Annotated in this window: 17 protein-coding genes; 5 read left to right on the top strand and 12 right to left on the bottom strand. The window is 39.1% G+C overall.

The window, feature by feature from the left end; all coding sequences use genetic code 11:
• Window position 1: 1 nt before the first annotated feature.
• Together C6348_RS09995 and C6348_RS09990 are read right to left on the bottom strand one after the other, a co-directional pair.
• A complete protein-coding gene (locus C6348_RS09995; protein ID WP_411266106.1) occupies window positions 2-1,606 on the bottom strand; it encodes a ribonuclease YeeF family protein in 1,605 nt (534 codons plus the stop codon).
• Between the two features lie 198 nt (window positions 1,607-1,804).
• Window positions 1,805-3,040 (bottom strand): TerD family protein, encoded by a 1,236-nt coding sequence (locus C6348_RS09990; RefSeq protein ID WP_106042854.1) that lies wholly within the window; start codon window positions 3,038-3,040, stop codon window positions 1,805-1,807.
• Window positions 3,041-3,201: 161 nt separating this feature from the next.
• Between C6348_RS09990 and C6348_RS19045 the strand changes: the two genes are divergently transcribed.
• Entirely contained in the window at window positions 3,202-3,363 is a 162-nt protein-coding gene (locus C6348_RS19045; RefSeq protein WP_223251416.1) for a hypothetical protein, read from the top strand.
• Window positions 3,364-3,367: 4 nt separating this feature from the next.
• On the opposite strand, the gene C6348_RS09985 is transcribed toward C6348_RS19045, so the two are convergent.
• The 3 genes from C6348_RS09985 to C6348_RS09975 form a co-directional block, all read right to left on the bottom strand.
• Window positions 3,368-4,348: a restriction endonuclease gene (locus C6348_RS09985; protein WP_066031490.1), complete on the bottom strand. Its 981-nt coding sequence runs from the start codon at window positions 4,346-4,348 to the stop codon at window positions 3,368-3,370.
• A gap of 153 nt (window positions 4,349-4,501) precedes the next feature.
• Entirely contained in the window at window positions 4,502-5,941 is a 1,440-nt protein-coding gene (gene bglA, locus C6348_RS09980) for a 6-phospho-beta-glucosidase BglA (protein ID WP_106042852.1), read from the bottom strand.
• A gap of 9 nt (window positions 5,942-5,950) precedes the next feature.
• Window positions 5,951-7,849 (bottom strand): beta-glucoside-specific PTS transporter subunit IIABC, encoded by a 1,899-nt coding sequence (locus tag C6348_RS09975; RefSeq protein WP_106042850.1) that lies wholly within the window; start codon window positions 7,847-7,849, stop codon window positions 5,951-5,953.
• Between the two features lie 154 nt (window positions 7,850-8,003).
• Between C6348_RS09975 and C6348_RS09970 the strand changes: the two genes are divergently transcribed.
• Window positions 8,004-8,714 (top strand): GntR family transcriptional regulator, encoded by a 711-nt coding sequence (locus tag C6348_RS09970; protein ID WP_106038565.1) that lies wholly within the window; start codon window positions 8,004-8,006, stop codon window positions 8,712-8,714.
• A 46-nt stretch (window positions 8,715-8,760) separates the two neighbouring features.
• Here C6348_RS09970 and C6348_RS09965 read toward each other — a convergent pair whose 3' ends face one another.
• Complete coding sequence (locus tag C6348_RS09965; protein ID WP_106042848.1) at window positions 8,761-9,351, bottom strand: Imm64 family immunity protein; 591 nt, start codon at window positions 9,349-9,351, stop codon at window positions 8,761-8,763.
• 173 nt (window positions 9,352-9,524) lie between these two features.
• Between C6348_RS09965 and C6348_RS09960 the strand changes: the two genes are divergently transcribed.
• Window positions 9,525-10,421, top strand: a complete 897-nt coding sequence (locus C6348_RS09960; RefSeq protein ID WP_106042846.1) for a PhzF family phenazine biosynthesis protein — start codon at window positions 9,525-9,527, stop codon at window positions 10,419-10,421.
• 40 nt (window positions 10,422-10,461) lie between these two features.
• Here C6348_RS09960 and C6348_RS09955 read toward each other — a convergent pair whose 3' ends face one another.
• Window positions 10,462-11,334, bottom strand: a complete 873-nt coding sequence (locus C6348_RS09955) for a LysR family transcriptional regulator (RefSeq protein WP_223251552.1) — start codon at window positions 11,332-11,334, stop codon at window positions 10,462-10,464.
• A gap of 8 nt (window positions 11,335-11,342) precedes the next feature.
• Window positions 11,343-11,849 carry an LURP-one-related/scramblase family protein gene (locus tag C6348_RS09950; protein WP_106042844.1) on the bottom strand — a complete coding sequence of 169 codons (507 nt, stop codon included), beginning with the start codon at window positions 11,847-11,849 and terminating at the stop codon, window positions 11,343-11,345.
• Between the two features lie 149 nt (window positions 11,850-11,998).
• On the opposite strand from C6348_RS09950, the gene C6348_RS09945 reads away from it, so the two are divergent.
• Window positions 11,999-12,247, top strand: a complete 249-nt coding sequence (locus C6348_RS09945) for a hypothetical protein (RefSeq protein ID WP_106042842.1) — start codon at window positions 11,999-12,001, stop codon at window positions 12,245-12,247.
• Between the two features lie 14 nt (window positions 12,248-12,261).
• Complete coding sequence (locus tag C6348_RS09940) at window positions 12,262-12,504, top strand: hypothetical protein (RefSeq protein WP_106042841.1); 243 nt, start codon at window positions 12,262-12,264, stop codon at window positions 12,502-12,504.
• A gap of 60 nt (window positions 12,505-12,564) precedes the next feature.
• Here the strand turns inward: C6348_RS09940 and C6348_RS09935 are convergent, their stop codons facing one another.
• From C6348_RS09935 to C6348_RS09920, 4 genes are all read right to left on the bottom strand, one after another.
• Window positions 12,565-13,413 (bottom strand): MBL fold metallo-hydrolase, encoded by an 849-nt coding sequence (locus tag C6348_RS09935; RefSeq protein WP_106042839.1) that lies wholly within the window; start codon window positions 13,411-13,413, stop codon window positions 12,565-12,567.
• Between the two features lie 158 nt (window positions 13,414-13,571).
• Window positions 13,572-15,314: a DNA cytosine methyltransferase gene (locus tag C6348_RS09930; protein ID WP_106042837.1), complete on the bottom strand. Its 1,743-nt coding sequence runs from the start codon at window positions 15,312-15,314 to the stop codon at window positions 13,572-13,574.
• A gap of 434 nt (window positions 15,315-15,748) precedes the next feature.
• The gene (locus C6348_RS09925; RefSeq protein ID WP_106042835.1) at window positions 15,749-17,560 is read right to left on the bottom strand and encodes an AIPR family protein; all 1,812 of its coding nucleotides are present in this window, start codon (window positions 17,558-17,560) and stop codon (window positions 15,749-15,751) included.
• A 3-nt stretch (window positions 17,561-17,563) separates the two neighbouring features.
• A complete protein-coding gene (locus C6348_RS09920) occupies window positions 17,564-18,589 on the bottom strand; it encodes a PD-(D/E)XK motif protein (RefSeq protein WP_106042833.1) in 1,026 nt (341 codons plus the stop codon).
• Window positions 18,590-18,603 lie beyond the last annotated feature (14 nt).

The following is an 18,603-nucleotide window of genomic DNA, read 5'->3' as shown; positions in this document are numbered from 1 at the left end:
TTTATTCCTCCTTTGGTGGGTACCAAGGACGCCCAGATTCAACTGTTTTATCATGTGCAGTCCTGTAATCAGTCTTGAATATCCCTTCAAACTTTGATTCAAAAAGTTCATGATTTAATAAATCAATATCATTCTTTTTATAAGTACCTTTTTGCAACCTATCCCACGCTTGTGCAATTTGATAATCTGAGTCAAAACGCCCGACCCCATGTTCTTTTATATGTTCTTTTATAAATAAATGATCCTTTATTCTTTGTATCCTGTGTTCGGGCATTCCAGTATTTTTAGCTATAGGCTTAATATCAGCTTTTGTCTTTCTAAAAGATTCATACATTTCTTCTGCCTTATCAAGTTGTTTTAGATATGCATCTATTGAAAGTTCCCTACCACCAGTTTGAATTCTATCAGCACTCTTAAAACCTATTTTACCATGAAACCCTTTCGTCCCAAACGGCAAAAGCATTCCCAGCGCCGCGTTCATACTCGCTTCCTGCTGTTCTTTCGAGACCTTATTTCCAAACATGTCTCGCCCAGTAATCGCTTCACTGAAGCCGTTTGTTGCGGTGAGACCATATAAGCCTTTTTGAGATGTTTTTAAGGCGTCAAAGGACTTTTGCGATGTCTTGTAGATGTCGACTGCTCGTACTGCTGCTGATGTGGCTTGAGTCGTTTTATAGACAGCCTTTCCGCCTTTGAAAATACGGCCTGCCCAGCCGACGATTGGGATATAACCTGCTGCTGCCATGCCGCCTGCGGCGACGCGCTGTCCTGCGGTAAGTTCTTCGCCTGTGATCGGGTCAACGCCCGTTGCGGCGCGTTTTGCATCGTTCACGCCAGTCAGTTCATTCACGATATTTCCACCATAATCAAGTGCTTTTTCATACCAAGGGCGGTTGGCGAGTGCTTCTTGTTCCTTTGCGATTTCTCTAGCTTCTTCTTGTTCTTTTTTAATTTTGAGATATTCAGCAGTTTGCTTCTCAATATCGCTTTTTGCCTTGTAGATTTCGCTATTTTGATACGCTTTCTTGTCAAAATTCATCGGCGAAATGGCTTTTCCATCATTTGTCGCATTCATCATTTCTGCGTACAATGCCATTGTAGCTTGCTGCTCCGTTTCTGACAAAGCATATTCATCTTTTAAATTTTGATCAAGCTCTCTTAGGTCTTTCACTGTCTTTTTTCGCTCGTCTTCCGCATCTGCAATCTTTTCATCAAAGGTTTGGCTATCAAATACTTCTAGAGAAATGAGGTCGTCGATGTCTTGAAAAATCGTTTTGAGTGCCTTTTTTTGATCCTTTACAATACTTTTGGCGTTTTTGATTCCCATATGTACTGCATTGTCTAAAAAGTGTTCTTCTACAAAGGTATCGTCGCCAAAATTCGTATCATCAAGTGTCCCAGAAACGCCTTCATGAAAGGCTTTCTGCTTATCAATGAAGCTGATAAACATGTCTACATTTCCAGCCAGTTCTTTGTAGAAGCTTTTAATGTTATCGGCGCCTTTTCCCGTGAATTCATCACCGAGGTTTGCCACGCCTTGAAGTGTCTTTTTTAAATCTACCATTTGTTCGCGGAGTTCTTGGTAGTGTTTTGCCCTTGCATCCATAGCATTTGTTAGTGCTTTTGCATCAAGTATCTTGCCCAGAAGAAGTCACTCCCTCCATTATTGATCATAAAGTCTATTTTACCGTGTCCACCAAAACGGAAAAATAGGCTAATTGACATAAAAAATGGAATAGACTCACTATTTAACGGGCTAAAAAATAAGCTAGACAATGCGCTTTGCTCTGTCTAGCCATTCATATTATTTATAATCATTGACAGGTCCTTTATCCATCAAAACCTCAATTTCATTAGAAGACTTCATTTTTAATTTAGGTCTGCGCTCAGAGTTTGGTTTGCTGTAAAGCTCAAGTGGGCGGATGATCACACCATCATTTGTATTTTGAAGTATACCTGGCACACAAGAATAAATACGATCATTGTCATTGGCATGTTTGGCATGAATCGTCACAGACGTTCCTTGGTGATTATCTATACTCATAGATACTCTATATCTATAAAAGGAACCTGTTCCGTTTGATTGGGCAGAATAAACAACCGGAACGACAGCAAGGATATCGTCATTTAACCGTAGTTTAATAACTTCTGTTTTCATTGATTCATGGTCTCTACCGACATCTCCCATATGCTCAACAGCTCCGCTGCCGTAACTTTTGAGAGCAGGAATTCCTTTCGCACCAAACATAGCCACATCTACTTGCTTTCCTGACTTTGTGTAGACCAATGCATAAATATCATAATCGGTGCCGGACTCCCAAGATACTGTAGCTGTGATCTCAGGCGTTTTCTCGATTATGATCGGTTTATGACCTTTGTCTAGACTAATTTTACCCTGAACTTTCTCTAAACTGATAGGTGCAGCGACTTTCTCTTTAGCAGTTGTCTTCGTTTGAGCAGGGTCTTTAATTGGTTGTTTTTCAAGAGCCATTTGATGTGTAGAAATATCCTGTTCATCAGGTTCAACCTCCACACCATAAAGCTTGCATAGACCTTCCAGTCCAGAATCGAAACCACGCCAAATTGAGCGTGCTTTCGTGTCACCATTTCTTATATATAGCTCTACTACGACAATGCCCTTTTCATTTGTAAAGTTTACTGGTGTTAGATAAAACACCTCGTCACCTGTTCGAATTTCCGCTTGCAAATTCTTCACTTGAGAAAAGCCCGTTCCTTGATCTTCTGTTAATGTAATAGCCATCTTTGTGATTCCAGCAGGCACTTTGCTCATATCAAAATTCAATTGATGCCTTTTCAATTGACCTGATACCTCTGCTGGTAGAAGTGCCGCTGCACCCGAAGCACTCTCTGGTTGATTGTAAAAAATAATGCCATGATCTCCTTCAACCTGATCCGAATCTGTTAAAAGAAACGCTGTTAAAGAAATATCAATTGCAGATGACACTTCATAGCTGATGGATACATGCCCCTTTGGAGAACTTAGTACGGTATTGGCTCCCATTTGCAGTGTTTGATTCATTTCAACAACTCCTATACTTTATCTACCATTTATCGTTTTTATAGATCAATTATACCAAATCATGTAATAGAACCTATTAATATCTTTATCTCTTTTCAACCTCTGCAATGATATGAGACAATGCTAACTAAAAACAAACCACTCCCGAAAGGAAAATCAATGTGTATAAAAGAATCATTCCTGCAATTATGGTGATATTCGGCCTTTGGATTCTTCTTCAAATATCCTTGAACATCAAGATCTTTCACAATCCAATGAACTATTTTGTCGCCATTACTCTCTTTTTTCTTTGTATTCAGGCATTAATAAAATTTAGACAATAAAAATTCACTCAGGCACATACACTTTTTTCAAAGGTAATAAAGATCTTGTCTCAGTTGGCATATCCTCATACCAATGTACAATAAGATTGACGAGTTCTTCTAAGTCCAATAGATGAACTTCATTATGCTTCGCAACAGCTTTTGCATGAGAGGTAAATCCACCAGTAGAAACAAATAAACTATTTGCATTCATGGGGTTTGCTCCTAATAATTGCTGCACTTCTGGCGCACTGGCTGAATTTTTCCGATGCTTGACTTGTACTTTAATAATAGGCTTTTCAAATCCAAATGCATCTTTATAAGCTAATATATCTACACCGCCGTCAGGACCTTTTGGACTCACACGAACATTGTATGACATAGCTTGCAGTAAGCCCCCGACTAAGTCTTGCATCTGCCACGGATCCAGTTTATCCACCTTATCTGCAATCATCACAGTTGCTTTGCTGACTAAATCTTCAATAATTTCATCTTCTTCTGTTTCATCTTCGAATGCTGGTATAGAAGTAGGGTTTTTAAGTAGGTGTTCAATTTCTTTCCCCCAATCATCTACACGAAAAACAGTTGATATAGAACCGAGGCTGTTCTTAGCTGATTGGCTGAGAGAATCTCGTTTCACTGCGATTGGTTCCCAATTGACTTGAATATGATTTGGATACATTTTATCCCCTGCTGCTTCATCAAAAAAATGTGGAGCAGTCACCGTACCAACTCGATATTCACGGCTTTCTTTTATGTATGTAATAATTCGATCTCCCTTTTGAATTTCTCTACTAAACCTCCATACCTGACTAACCCAGCTTCTTCTCGTAAAAGGTTTGTTCTCGGCGTATATGACATCAGCTCGAGCATTCATCTCTTGCTTTGTTTGATATTGTTTTGGATTACCTAATTTAGGCCACCCGATTGATGCTAATCCTTTCTCTTCCCAAATCGGAATTAAATCATTCTGGTCGCCTGCACGCACCATCCACCATTTCGTCATTTACGATCTCTCCCATTCCAATCTTCTTCTTTCTTACTAAATTATAAGACTTATATCTAGTGAACAAAAGGATATACAAACCAATTTTCCCGAAAGAACGTAAAAACCCGAACAAGCACATACTTCGCTCATCCGGGCTTCTCTTTTCCTTTATTACACTTCTTCACCATTCGTGGCAATGACGTTTTGGTACCAAGTAAAAGAATCTTTTTTGAGTCTCTTCATCGAGCCGTTGCCTTCGTTGTCGCGGTCAACGTAGATCATGCCGTAGCGTTTTTTCATTTCACCTGTTGTGAATGACACGATATCAATGATGCCCCAAGGTGTGTAGCCAATAAGGTCAACACCGTCGTATTCAATGGCTTTTTTCAGTGCTTCGATATGAGAAGCGAGATATTGAATACGTTCTGGATCGTGAATAGAACCGTCATCTTCCACTTGATCTATGGCACCAAATCCATTTTCTACAATGAATAGCGGGATTTGATAGCGATCATAAAAACGATTCAAAGTATATCTTAGGCCTGTCGGGTCAATGGACCAGCCCCAGTCGCTTGATTTGATATAAGGATTGTCTACACCATGCGGCAGGGCTCCGTTGACAATATCTCCGTTGTTATCAGACACTGCATCACTTTTAACCGTTGTCGACATGTAGTAGCTAAAGCCAAGATAATCTACTTTCCCTTTTCTTAAGCTTTCTTCATCGCCTTCTTCAAACGGAATATGATAGCCTTCGCGTTCGAATTCTTTAAGTGCATAGCTCGGATAGTAGCCCCGAACTTGTACATCTGGGAAGAAATAGCGTTGTCTCATATATTCTTCAGCAAGCATGACATCCTCTGGATTTGAGGAATATGGATAGATTGGTACGTGAGAAACCATTGCTCCAATTTGAAAAGCAGGATTGATTTCTTTGCCTTTTGCTACTGCCCACGCACTTGCAAGTAATTCATGATGTCCTGCTTGATACATGATTTCTTTGGCATTTTCGCCTTCTTTGACTGATACCCCTGAATTTGTCCAAAGGAACAGTGGGTTGTTGACATCCATTTTGTTATTGATTTCATTAAATGTCATCCAGTATGTGACTTTGTCCTTGTATCGATTGAAGCACACTTCTGCGAATTTCGCGAAATACTCAGCGACTTTTCGGCTTCGGAACCCGCCGTATTCTCTTGCCAAATGAAGCGGCATCTCAAAGTGAGACAGTGTAATCACAGGCTCGATGCCATGCTTGAGCAGTTCATCAAATACATCATCATAGAATTGTAAACCAGCTTCATTCGGTTCAGCTTCATCTCCCTTTGGGAAAATTCGGCTCCAGCCGATGGATGTACGCAGGCATTTCAAACCCATTTCGGCAAACATCGCGATATCTTCCTTGTAACGATGGTAGAAATCGATCGCTTCATGGTTCGGATAAAATTTGTTGTCTTCTATCGTCTCAGTAATTTGTCTCGGTACTCCGTGAGCACCAGCTGTCATTACATCCACAACACTTGGGCCTTTTCCTCCTTCATTCCATCCACCTTCGAATTGATGTGCAGCTAATGCTCCGCCCCATAGAAAATCTTTTGGTAATGTCATTATATATTCCTCCTATTTAACAATTGTTATCATGACGTCCGTTGGCTGACATGTCGATAGTTCTTCTACGATCACATCTTCGTACGCTTGTGTATTGGTGATGATAACCGGTGTGACTGTTTTTAATCCTTTGCTTTCGATGGCTTCTTGATCAAATGTCATCAACAAGTCACCCTTTTTCACCTTGTCGCCTTCTTGAATCTTGAGTGTAAATGCTGAGCCATCTAGAGAAACCGTATCAATTCCTACGTGAACAAGTAACTCCACACCAAATTCTGAACGAAGTCCAATGGCATGCTTTGTTGGTGCAAGCATGACAACACTGCCGTCAAACGGTGCATACAGCTTATTGTCTGTCGGTTCAATGGCAAAGCCTTTGCCCATCGCCCCGGAGCTAAATACGGCATCCGGTACTTCAGATAATGTGAGCACTTTTCCTGCAAGTGGTGCAGTGATTGTTTCTTCATTGTTCATCGAAGCATTCTTTTTTTCTTTATCTTGATCTTTGACAGTTGTTGTTCCGGCTGTCTGCTCCACTGTATCTTCCCCATAACCAAACATTTGAATGAGCACAACTGGTAAGATCAGCGCAATTGCGACACCAATTAAGATACCGATGATCGATGTTGGATAATCTGCACTAATTCCGTTCACAATTGTCAGCGGACCAGGCAAACCTGCATACGCAAAGTAATAAGGCGTGAAGAAGCTGGCAACGATGGCACCGGCTGCTCCAGAAATACATCCGAAAATAAACGGCTTTTTAAAACGTAAGGTAACACCGTAAATCGCAGGCTCCGTAATTCCGAAGAGTCCCGTGATTCCGGCTGAGACTCCGACTTTCCGAGTTTCGCGGTTTCTTGCTTTTAAAATAACTCCTAACACTGCGCCGACCTGAGCGATAACAGCAATGGTTTGATATGCCTGGAAGGAGTCACGTCCATATTGTTCAAAGTTGGCGAGCACCATTGGCGTAATGCCCCAGTGAACGCCGAATATGACAAGTACTTGCCAGAATCCACCGATAATGGCGCCTGCTAAAGCCGGTACATTTTCTGCTAAGATATTGTATCCGTTTGCAATCCCATTTGCACCTGCTGTTGAAAGAGGACCAATTAATAGAATGGTTAACGGAACCATGACGACCATACAGATAAACGGGACAAATAACGGTTTTACTACCTCGTGAATCCGTTTATTTAAAAATCTCTCTACATATGAAAGAATCCATACCAAGAACAGCGGAGGCAAAACAGATGACGTATAAACAGTTTCAGATAACGCAATGCCTAAAAAGGTAACGCCTTCACCTGAAGCCACACGCCCAGCAATTTCTGTCCAAGCTGGACTGACAAGCGCTGCTGTACACGCTACTGCGATATACATATTCGTTTTAAAATGCTTAGCTGCTGTGATGGCAATAAAGATTGGCAAAAACGTAAACGGTGCCCATGAAATGAAACTAAAGACTTCATATGTTCCCGTTTTCGAAAAGCTTGGAAATAACAAATTAATGAGGATAAGTGCACCTTGTAAAATACCAGCTGCAGCCAAAATATACACAAAAGGCGCAAACACAGCGGACATGGTCGCAATGACACGGTTCAGTACCGTTCCCTTGTTTTCATTAGGCTGGTCATCATCCGACGATTGGAGCTGAACAAGGTTGGAAAAATGCTCGTATACTTCACCAACATGCTGGCCGATGACGACCTGAAATTGACCGCCGTTTTCCACCACGGTAATAACACCAGGCATGGCGTTGACTGCTTCCTTGGCCTTTGGATTCGAACGTTTCAGTACCAAACGCAGACGCGTGGCGCATCTTGCGGCACTCACCACATTTTCTTCTCCGCCAACTGTCTCTAAGATGTCTTCTGCAAGCTTTTGATAATCCCTCACTTTTGACATATAACCTCCCCTTTATCACTACTAGTATATGTATATTATAATTATACCGGTACAATATATCAATACATATATAATTTTGATTAGCATATCAAAGGAAAATCGGTATGTGCTATAATACAAAGACAATAAATCGTGAAAACAAAGAGGAATGGCTATGTTAAAGTATCAACAAATTGCGAGCGATATTGAAAAATATATTGTCACCCATGAGCTGCAGCAAGGGGACAAGCTTCCTGTACTCGAAACCCTCATGAGCCAATTTGCTGTGAGCAAAAGCACCATTATCAAATCATTAGACTTACTCGAAAGAAAAGGAATTATCTATCAAGTGAGGGGCAGCGGCATCTTTGTTCGAAGACACAGGCGCAAAGGGTACATCAGCCTTTTATCCAACCAAGGGTTTAAAAAAGATTTAGAGGAATTTCAACTGACTTCAGAGGTTTTAATGCTAGACACCATCAAACCGTCCGAAGAAGCTGCGCTTAATTTGAATATTGAAGAAGATGAGGATGTTTTTTACCTCAAACGCATCCGTTACATCAATGGACAAACCTTATGTCTAGAAGAATCCTATTACCGAAAAACCATCATTCCCTATCTCAACACAGAAATTGCTGCCGATTCTGTTTTTAAATTTATCAGTGAAGGCCTTGGACTCAAGGTCGGCTTTTCCGATATGTACTTACAAGTAGGTAAACTGAATGAAACCGAAGCAAAGCACCTCGGCCTTAAACAAGATGATCCCGCTCTCCGCGTCGAGACCGTCTTTCATCTCACAAACGGCCAGCCCTTCGACTTCTCGAAAATCACTTATAACTACATGCAGTCCCAATTTTTTATTCAGGCGAATAATTATTATGGGTGATGGATGGAAAAAGCCTCCTGAGACATTCAGGAGGCTTTTTTACGATTTACCTTTCAACCTTTAAACATTCCCTCCTTCTTTCTTGAGAAGAAAGGCCATCAATCGCCACATCACCATAATAAATGTCTATGTGACCTCCTTTGCCAATTAGAGCAACTGGAAAAGCATGCTGTTCTTGCAGGCACTTTTCGAACTCATCTGGATGAATCTCTACTTCAATTTCATGTCCAATGAAAGCATATTCAAACGTCAGCGTATGATAAAGATCCACAAGACAGCGTATGATCCCCTGTTGAAGACGAATGACATTATGAGAAACAACATCTGTCCACTTTAAAGAGATAACGAACCCTACGTAACCTGCTTCTTTTTGTATGTTGATCGTCATATCATTTAGCTTCGATCCCGATAATTCAAACTCCATATAATACCCTGAAAAGTCATCGTCTTTAATGATACTCTCTTTTATACTGTGTTCAATCCACATTTCGCCATCAGGGTCCTGACTAAACTTTACTTTGGTAATAGACATTTCTTTTTGAGCTAGATAATCAGACAATTGGCGAAAAGTATTTGGTAAATGAATGGCCTCATAAAAAACGATTCCAATATTGATGTATCCACCTATAGCTATCATGCATCCCTCGCTTTATTTTTTCTTTCATTATATTTTACTCAAACCTGTATTCTGAGAAAACTCATCCCCTTACATGAACACCTCCGATTTAAAGTATCAAAAAGATTCATTTTACGAATGCATTGATCAAACTTATGATAAACGTAACAAGAGTGTATAGGAGGATTCATTATATGAGAGACATTAGAGTGTACCATGTCGATGCATTTACAACTGAGAAATTTGGAGGAAATGCTGCTGGGGTCGTGTTGGATGGTGATCTTTTAACGGAAGATGAGATGCAGAATATCGCCAAAGAGTTGAATTTATCGGAATCTGTCTTCTTGCTGCCTGCACATGATAAAGAAGCAGATTATCGGGTCAAATACTTCACACCGACAGATGAGGTCAATTTCTGTGGGCATGCGACTGTTGGATTGACTTGGCTTTTGGCGACGGAGCTTGGGCTAGCAAAAGAGAAAACAGGAGTCGTGTTAGAAACGAAGATTGGCAATGTTCCTGTTGTGTGGCACGAAGAAAATGACAAAGTCATCGATGTGGAAATGACGCAGGTGGCGCCGAAAACACGAGATTTTATGATCGATTTAGAAGAGCTTAGTGACATGCTTGGTATCAGCAGTAACCGCATTGATCCATCTTATCCTATCAAATTAGCAAATACCGGAAACTGGCATCTTCTCGTTCCGATGAAGACCCAGAAAGACATCGATCAAGCAGCACCGAACTTAGCGGCTTTAGGGAAAATGAATAAAGAGCAGAATATCACGACGACTCACCTTTATACATTTCATACCACAAAAGAATGTGATCTTTACACGAGAGATTTTGCACCTGGAATTGGGATACCCGAAGATCCGGTGACGGGGGCAGCAAACGGAGCATTAGCTGGCTATCTTTATTTGGAAGGAATCATTTCTCAGCAAGAAACCACTCACCTGAACATTACCCAAGGGAATGCCATCGGCAGGCCTGGCATACTTCGTATCACGGTCATTCCGAATGAATCAAAGCCTGTGATCAAAGTGGCAGGCGCGGCGGTTATCACTATTCGCGGCGTGTTGACCTTATAAACCATCAGCTTGAATGGGAGGCATCTCGTTCAAGCTGATTTTACTTGAAATGATCTTTGACCACTTCGATCCATCTTTTGGCCGATGGGGATGCTGTTTTGAATGATTTGAACGCCAAGTTGATCTCACGATAGACGCTTGTCTCAAGTGGAATCACTTTCATATCAGACATCTGCGGCAGCAAAATTAATGTCGGAATGATGGTCACTCCGAGCCCTTCTTGAACCATAGAAATGAGCGCATTGTTGTCTCCAATTTCAAGCAAAACTTGAGGCTTCACGCCTCTTTCTTTTAATAATTTCTTAATGAGCAGATCACAGCCCGCTTTTGGCATAATGAATGATTCATCATGTAACGAGTCAACTTCTATCACTTTCTTCGTATTGAAGCGATGGTCCTCTTGCATGAGCACCACCAATTCATCTTGGAAAAGTGGAACAGTTTCAAATTCTCTTGATGGCTGCGTTAAAAAACCGACATCAACCGTGCCAGACGCAATCCATTCCTCAATCTCCTCATAACCACCTTCATATAACTCTACTTGGATATTGGGGTACCTTTTTGTAAAGCGGTGAATCAGCTGTGGAAGCATTTTTGAAGAAAAACTGGAGAACGTCCCGATCTTGATAATCCCCACTTCCATCCCTTGAATCAACGCCGCCTCCTGCTCAAGCAATGACGCATGATGAATGATTTGCCGAATATGCGGCATCACCCGCTCACCTGCGTCTGTTAGCGACAGCCCGTTTCGATTCCGCCGAAGCAGCACAACCCCTAATTCCGACTCAAGCTTCGCAATATTATGACTGACTCCAGACTGCGTTAGTCCTAGCTTCTCCCCGGCTTTTGTAAAACTGCCGCACTCAACGACTGTTAGAAATACTTTGTATTGGAATGTGATCAGTTTGGTCACCTCACTTATTAATTCGTCGTTGTCGACGACGAAGACCTAGAGGCTGCTTCATCAGCCTTCACACAATCAATCGCAACAACGAGCGCAATCATCACAGGCTCCATTTCTTCTTTCAAAATATCGACCTTATAACTATCTCCCCATGTAAACCATTCCTTCTTCACCTGGCCGATCACTTCGCCGCTTTGCAGCACTTGGAAATTCATATCCCACCAGTTACCCTGCACTTCTACACCCGCAGCATCAATTGAATATTTTGCTTTAAAGAACGTAAACTCTTTTTTGATCGTCAATACTTCTTGACCACCGACTTCTACTAAAAACTTCGGTAAAAAGCTAAATATTTTCTTCGTAATCACAGCAATTTCTTCTCGTTCTGTATTCAGAATGGTGAACGTCTTCGGTATCTTCATAAAACTGCCTTCGACCAAATACACATCGTTCTCCTGCTGATCCTTTACTGTAAACCTGCCGCTCAGACTAAATACTTTCTGCTTCATGTATAGTTGCTTCATACATACCTCCGATTAAATTCAAACATTTATCAGTCTTTTATCCATTCTTTAATTACATCTAATTATACCAAAAAATAGAATGATCAAATAACATGTCAGAACTCATGCAAGTTATAATGGAAATATAAACAAAATTGTGAGGGGAACTCATGAAAAAAATCACGTTTTTTGATTGGACCATTCAATTACAAGCAAACTTAACGGCAATAACAGATCATCATGAAAAGAAGATGGTCATTTTAGAACCATCCATTGAATTAAACGGTGTGATCTGGATAGATGAAAACAACGAGCTACAAATCAAACCTACTTGGGATTGTGTCATTACAATCGATCCAACCAACAAAACTCTAACAATCCGGCAAACAGAAGAAGTATTCGGAGATTTATACGAGTGAAAACAGGAGGATTTATGAAAAAAACTACTTTTTTTGACTGGAAAGTTCACTACCCTGAACATTTAACAGCAGTCAAAGATGATACAGAAAAGAAAATGGTTTTTCTAGAACAAACTGTTGAATTCAAAGGGATTATCCGTATTGATGAGAATGATGAACTGCAAATTAAGCCGACATGGGATTGTGTCATTATTATTAATGCTAAGAATATGTCTGTCACAGTTTGTGATGCAGAAGATGTTGTAGGTTTGCCGTAGAAATTTAAAAGTCTCATTTGAGATGCATAACTCAAATGAGACTTTTTTTAGCGCATTTATTTAATAACCATTTACAAAATAAGCGATCGTCTCTAACTCATCTTCTTTCAGTTCTCTGTTCACATGTGCTTGATATTCACTCACGATTCTCTGCCGATCTCCACCATAAAGATCAGTGTATTTCGCTATCATCCGAAGCTTGTCTGTTTCCTGACGAAACTCCTCTTTTGTCCACGGTCTTTGGTGTGAAGGAATATACGTATCAGCTTCAAAAGCATCTAACTCATCTAAAAGACGTAAGATTTCTTTCACTGTATAATGTACTTTTTCAGCATACATTTTCGGATAAATGCAATCAGCAAGAAACAGGATTTTTTCCTCTTTCACATACACAATCACTGAATCTGCCGCATGATCGCCCCCAACATGTTGCACGACACAAGTAACCCCGCCAAGATCAATCTCCATCCGACGGTCAAACGTGACATCCGGTAAAACCACCTGAATATCTCGATGATCCTGATATTCTTCCTTAATGGCCTTCGCGCAAAACTCAATCTCCGTTCCTTCCCTCACCCGCTCATCAATCGCCTCATCTGACCAAGAAAACGGAAGAAGCTTCTCCATTTCATTTCTGGTTTTTGCAGAAGCAATCGAAACCGTATCAGGCAGCGCTGGCAGACCAAAAATATGATCCCAATGCCAATGCGTGAGGACAACGAGATCGGGCTTGGCGTTCTCTTGTTTTAAGGTCTTTTGGATGAAATAGTTTGCATGATCTTCTGAATTGCCGGCATCGATCATTAATGTTTTGTTATTGCCTACGACCATGCCTAGGATGGGGCGGTCGGTGAGTGATACTGGTGTGATGTAAGAGAAGGCTTTGCCTATTTTTTTGATTGTGTGCATGGTGTGTTTCCTACCTTATGATTTCTCTTTAGGATTTTTTATCCTAACTTAATTCAAGAGAGAAATTTTTAATTTTAATTATGCCTTACTTTAAAAATTTATAAGTTATGTAATGGGAGTATATAAAAAGTTTAAAGGAAAAAGTCTATATCAGACCTTTACCCGCGAACTTTCATTCCAGAATATACACAATTTTCAACAACTTGTTTAGGCAAAAGTATTTCTCTAATATTCTCCTCAACCTCTTCACCTAAAGATTGCAAAATTCCCTCTGCAACAGCCCTAGCAAGCAATGGGGGTACCGCATTCCCTATTTGTTGATACTGCGAGTCTTTTGACCCACAGAATTTATATGAATCCTGGAATGATTGTAACCTAGCTGCTTCTCTAATACTGATAGCTCTGTCTATAACTGGATGAACCCACATTGATTTTCTAGCATTAAGTACAGTATCTGAAGGCTCATTATATGCAAGTCTTCTATAAATCGTATTTTGTGTTCTGCTATGATCTGTGTAGGTTGTTTTTAAAGATTCATCCAAATTATGAAAATTCTGGCCTTCTTTTAGAGCCTTAAATCTTTTTAGAGCTACTTCACCAGATTCAGTTCTAACATGGTTATATACCTTATCTATATTATTAAGATAATCATTAAGAGGACTATTGAGTAGCGGTTGATGGGAAGTCTTATCAAGTTCATCATCTTTTACATTTACACCGGGTGATATGTTTTCTAAATCGCCTATTGCATCATAGATTTTGTTATACTCTTTCCTATTATGAAATAGTGGCTCAGGCGTTTTAACTGCTTCCTTTTTTAAAGAAGTTTCTTTGATGCCCATTAAAACTAATCTGCTTCTTTCCTGCGCCACTCCATAATGAGCAGCATTAAAAATATACTTATCCTCATTTAATGCATAACCTAACTTGGTAAACTTTCTTTTAATATAATTAAACACATTAAATGATTTAATGATAATCTCAATATCATCATTATTTTCTTCTATATCGAATAACAAAACTTTATTTTTAATTACTTCTGAAATCTTGCGTATTACCTTCTGTGCCTCAAGGATGTTTTCAAGGCTATCTGTATATGAAGTGAGATCTCCAGTTGTTTTGTCTAAAAGGTTCTTCAGCTTTTCTCCCAAGTCAGTCCAATCTAATTGGTATAGGCTATTCCAATATTCACAATGCTGACTATGCCATTGCTTGTTTATTACCTTCATAAAAAATTTATAGTTTGCCTCTTTTTCTATAAAGTTTAATAAATCCATAGGCGATTTCTTTTTAGCATGTTTTAAAAGTGTATTTAATTTAGAAAAGAGTTCGTTACTTATCATAAAAGGTGTTAGATCTTTCCGCTGTTTGTAGGCATCCATAAGAAAATTTCTTAAGTTAACAGAGTAAAGTGTACTTCTTCCGATCTTAATATGTTCTTCTACAGGCTCGATTTCCAGCTTAACAAGCTCAACTTCGTCCCCTTCACTCAAAAAAAACTTATGCTTTTCTGACTCCATGCTTTTCACGTTTTCCATCACAAAAGCTAAAGGACGAATTTCTTCAATCGCCCTCAAATACTCCTTAACAAGATTATTATTCGAAGAAATTAAGGTATTCTGCTGCCGATTCGCATTGGAAAATCCTTGACATGGTGGTCCCCCGATTACAACATCTATATCACAAAATTCACCAATCTTTACTCCATTTTCGTCTGTATATTGAAGCTTTGTAATATCCTCATGTAAAATGACGTCATTATGGTGGTTTATTTTGAAGGTTTTACGTGCGTTCTCATTAATTTCGACAGCAACTTTCACTTCGAACCTGCCTGTCTGTTCAAAGCCGTTGCTGAGACCGCCTGCCCCTGCAAAAAGATCCATTACTTTAAATTTTTTCATTATAAAACCTCACTTCATTAAGAAGTAATCTTTCATATTATATTTTAAAAAAGAACATACGTTCGTAAATTTGTTTTTTAATTAACTTTTCAATTATATCATAATTATATTTATAACAAATGGTTTATTGTTGGGTTCTCAAGGGAGATTTCAGAGTTTGCAAAAGACAAATTGTTTATAAGCTATAAAGTATAACAAACCTACAGTGTTCCAATCCATGTCTAATAATGTCTCACTAAGACTCTCTAAAATGTCTGCAAAGATCAGCGAGTGAATCTAAAAGACTAGTATGTAATGAAGTTTAATTTTCATTTAGGAACATGAATTTATGCATGGCTTTTGACACTCAGTTAATCATATTCACATATTTATAAAACACTATCCTTAAATGAAAAAACACCCTGAATCTCTGTCAAAGGATTAGGGTGATAAGACTAAATCAAGTTTTTTAATTCTTGTGAGCAGGTTTCTTTGTACTGAATCCAACACGCTTCTTGCTTCGCCCATTGTGTAACGTTTCGCTCTCCCGCAGATTCCCTAAGATAGGACAATGTCTTTTCTGCGATTATTCGAATAATATCATCCCATTTTTCGGAAAGGGATTGTTCTTTCCATACTTCAACTAAATCTATCTGTTCATTGTATATTTGATGAATCATTGCAGTTGTATAATAAAGAACATTTGCTTTGTACCCTCTTAGCTTCATTTCATCAACAATTTCCTTTACCCTAAGATTAATTATAGCTCGGGCAATTAGTTTTTGATAGAAAGATAATGTTATCTTATCTAGGGAATTTCCGCTCCAGAAGCTCTTATTCAGCTCCATGAATTTTTTAAAAGCTTCCTCCCCCCCTTTACTAGAAACGTGAGGATAGCCTTCCCATGACATGAAATATTTAGCCATATCAACTTTTGTGAGGACTTTATTTTTCGGATTTTGCTTCTTAAAGTCGGTCTGTTCTTTGCCTCTATTGCGCCTGTTTATATCAACCATATACTGCCCTCTGGCACGTTCAAAGTACCATTTGCTTTCGGATCTCCTACCATCTTTTCCAGGAATCCAGATATTTCTTGAAAATTTTTCAAGGTCAGACATGAAACGTGTATTGGCTAATAAATCAGATTTATTAATCTTGTTTTGTGTATTGGCATACTGTGAAATGCGTGAAATCATCTCATCTTCAATCTGGTGCTGATCTTTTTCAACAAATTCATTAACCTGTAGGATTGTAAGTTTTGCCTGAACATAGACATCCTTCAAGCTAATTCCATCCTTGTAAGCTTTATGAATGGAAGCTGTCGTTTGACCTCCATTGACAATCTGCCAGCCACTTAATCCTTTAATCTTAAATTGGTTTACCCCGTCTTTTACTGGTTCAAATTCACCAGTACGAGCTACTGTTGATATACCGTTGTTATATGCAACAAACATTTTACGCTGAAAAGGGTCCTTTAATGTATCGCGAATGCCTTTGTTGGTTCCACCCCTTGCTTGAAGAAATGAACGGACATTTCGCTCAACAAGCTTTTGCCCCCATTCATCATAAGCTTTAGCTAGTAACTCAGCAGAAATATAACCTATATAACATTCAAAATCCTTCATACCGCTTGAAGGATCAGGGACAAACATCATTTCAAATGTTTCACCGTAGTCCTGTTCAAAATCGATGTAGTCTGTTTCAATAGCTTGCTCAGAAGTGATGAGTTGTTGAACTCGATTGATATCCCATACTTGGACATTAACCGTTTCAATTCCAGGGATGCTTATTTCTACAGGTTTATTGGAGGTATAATACATGTTCGTGATAACAAAAATATTAATCTCATTTAAACTATTGATTACTTCATCAATGATTTTAGCAAGATCATAGGCTTCCAATGAATGATCAATCGTCTGAAGAAGATTCTTTGAGTTTGTAATAAAGCGTTTTGCCCTATTAGCTATTTCAGTAACAGCAGTCATGTTGATGGAAAGCAAATCTTCTTCATTCTGCTCAAAGTTATAATCAACAACGTAAACATCTAATACTTGATTCTCATCATCATAAGAATAGGCATTTACGGCAATGTTTTTTCCAGAATCCTTAAAAGGAGGCAACAGAATTTCAGGTTCATCTGGTCTATCCATAAAGGAAATCATTTTTTCCAGGAAAGGAACCTGGTAACTACCAGATTTTATCGCTTTTTCCTCTAACTCTTCCGTAAAATCGAGCAGGAATTCTTTTCTTTGTCTTGTTTCTATCATCTTTTATCCTTCCACTCTAAACATTTGATATATGGTTTCCAGTTGTTTCTCATATACTGAACAATGAGTCAGATCAATATTATAGCTTACATGTGAAATTCCTTTTGGCAGATGTTCCTTTATTAAGCGGGGAAAATTTTCACCAGCCTCATATACTTCTGTCTTTTCCATAAAATATAGAACATCTTCATATTCATCTTCTCTAAATCCCAGATCAGTCAATAAATCGCTATAAATGAGTGCAATTCTTTCAGATCTTTCTGCAAGTTTGACACGAACCTGTCCTGCCAGCTCTTGAAGAGAAAGTCCATGTGTACGACTTTGCTCTAGAAAACATACATAGAGATAAATTGAAGATACGGCTTCATTCAGCTTTAGCTGGTTTTCATTTGATATTTTAATCGTTTTTGATAATTTTTCAATAATTGTTTTGATTTCAATTCCGCATTTGGTGCCTTTAAAATCAATACGGCCTTTCGTCGGTCCTTCCCAATGCTCAATTATAAGAGGGGGCTGACCCGGATGCTTTTCCAGCCATTCATTAATAAACCATAATTCCCCAAACAACCCACGTTGCTGCTCTTCTGAAAGGCGTTTAAATCCTCCGCGCTGAAAGAAAGTCCTCCATCGATCAAGTACTTTATAGACTGTTGAAAAGAGGGATCCTTCTTCTTCAGCTACTGCCAGATGATCAGCGAGATTCTGCAGAACAAGTTCAAAGATTTCTGGGCTTTGTTCATCCTCTTGTCGGATAACAAGAAAATAATGTTCCTTTAAGAGGGATAATTTTTCAAAGTATTCCACCTTAACGGACATTCCCCTCCATTTAGGCAATGCTTTTTCCTGATCTTCGTCCCATCCTCCTGACCCCAAATCAATGTACAGTTGCCTATGATGATTAACAGGATCAATTCCTGCAAACATAATTGGATTCTCATAAGTCAAGACATTCAATTTGTAAATTTCGCTATCATCCTGGTCCCTAAGTTCTTGTATCAATTCCTCAAATTCTAGTTTTAGGTTCAACACAAATACTCTCCTTA

It is taken from the genome of Bacillus sp. YBWC18 (assembly GCF_002998775.1).
Taxonomy (GTDB): Bacteria; Bacillota; Bacilli; order Bacillales; family Bacillaceae; genus Bacillus.
The sequence above is the reverse complement of the archived record's forward strand: the minus strand, read 5'-3'. Positions and strand labels throughout refer to the sequence as shown.

Coding starts and splice junctions, on each gene's coding strand:
- C6348_RS09930 (WP_106042837.1), bottom strand. CDS start 15,314: ATGAAAAAATTTAAAGTAATGGATCTTTTTGCAGGGGCAGGCGGTCTC.
- C6348_RS09995 (WP_411266106.1), bottom strand. CDS start 1,606: ATGGATGCAAGGGCAAAACACTACCAAGAACTCCGCGAACAAATGGTA.
- C6348_RS09950 (WP_106042844.1), bottom strand. CDS start 11,849: ATGAAGCAACTATACATGAAGCAGAAAGTATTTAGTCTGAGCGGCAGG.
- C6348_RS09985 (WP_066031490.1), bottom strand. CDS start 4,348: ATGACGAAATGGTGGATGGTGCGTGCAGGCGACCAGAATGATTTAATT.
- C6348_RS09945 (WP_106042842.1), top strand. CDS start 11,999: ATGAAAAAAATCACGTTTTTTGATTGGACCATTCAATTACAAGCAAAC.
- C6348_RS09925 (WP_106042835.1), bottom strand. CDS start 17,560: ATGATAGAAACAAGACAAAGAAAAGAATTCCTGCTCGATTTTACGGAA.
- C6348_RS09960 (WP_106042846.1), top strand. CDS start 9,525: ATGAGAGACATTAGAGTGTACCATGTCGATGCATTTACAACTGAGAAA.
- C6348_RS09975 (WP_106042850.1), bottom strand. CDS start 7,849: ATGTCAAAAGTGAGGGATTATCAAAAGCTTGCAGAAGACATCTTAGAG.
- C6348_RS09990 (WP_106042854.1), bottom strand. CDS start 3,040: ATGAATCAAACACTGCAAATGGGAGCCAATACCGTACTAAGTTCTCCA.
- C6348_RS09935 (WP_106042839.1), bottom strand. CDS start 13,413: ATGCACACAATCAAAAAAATAGGCAAAGCCTTCTCTTACATCACACCA.
- C6348_RS09970 (WP_106038565.1), top strand. CDS start 8,004: ATGTTAAAGTATCAACAAATTGCGAGCGATATTGAAAAATATATTGTC.
- C6348_RS09940 (WP_106042841.1), top strand. CDS start 12,262: ATGAAAAAAACTACTTTTTTTGACTGGAAAGTTCACTACCCTGAACAT.
- C6348_RS09965 (WP_106042848.1), bottom strand. CDS start 9,351: ATGATAGCTATAGGTGGATACATCAATATTGGAATCGTTTTTTATGAG.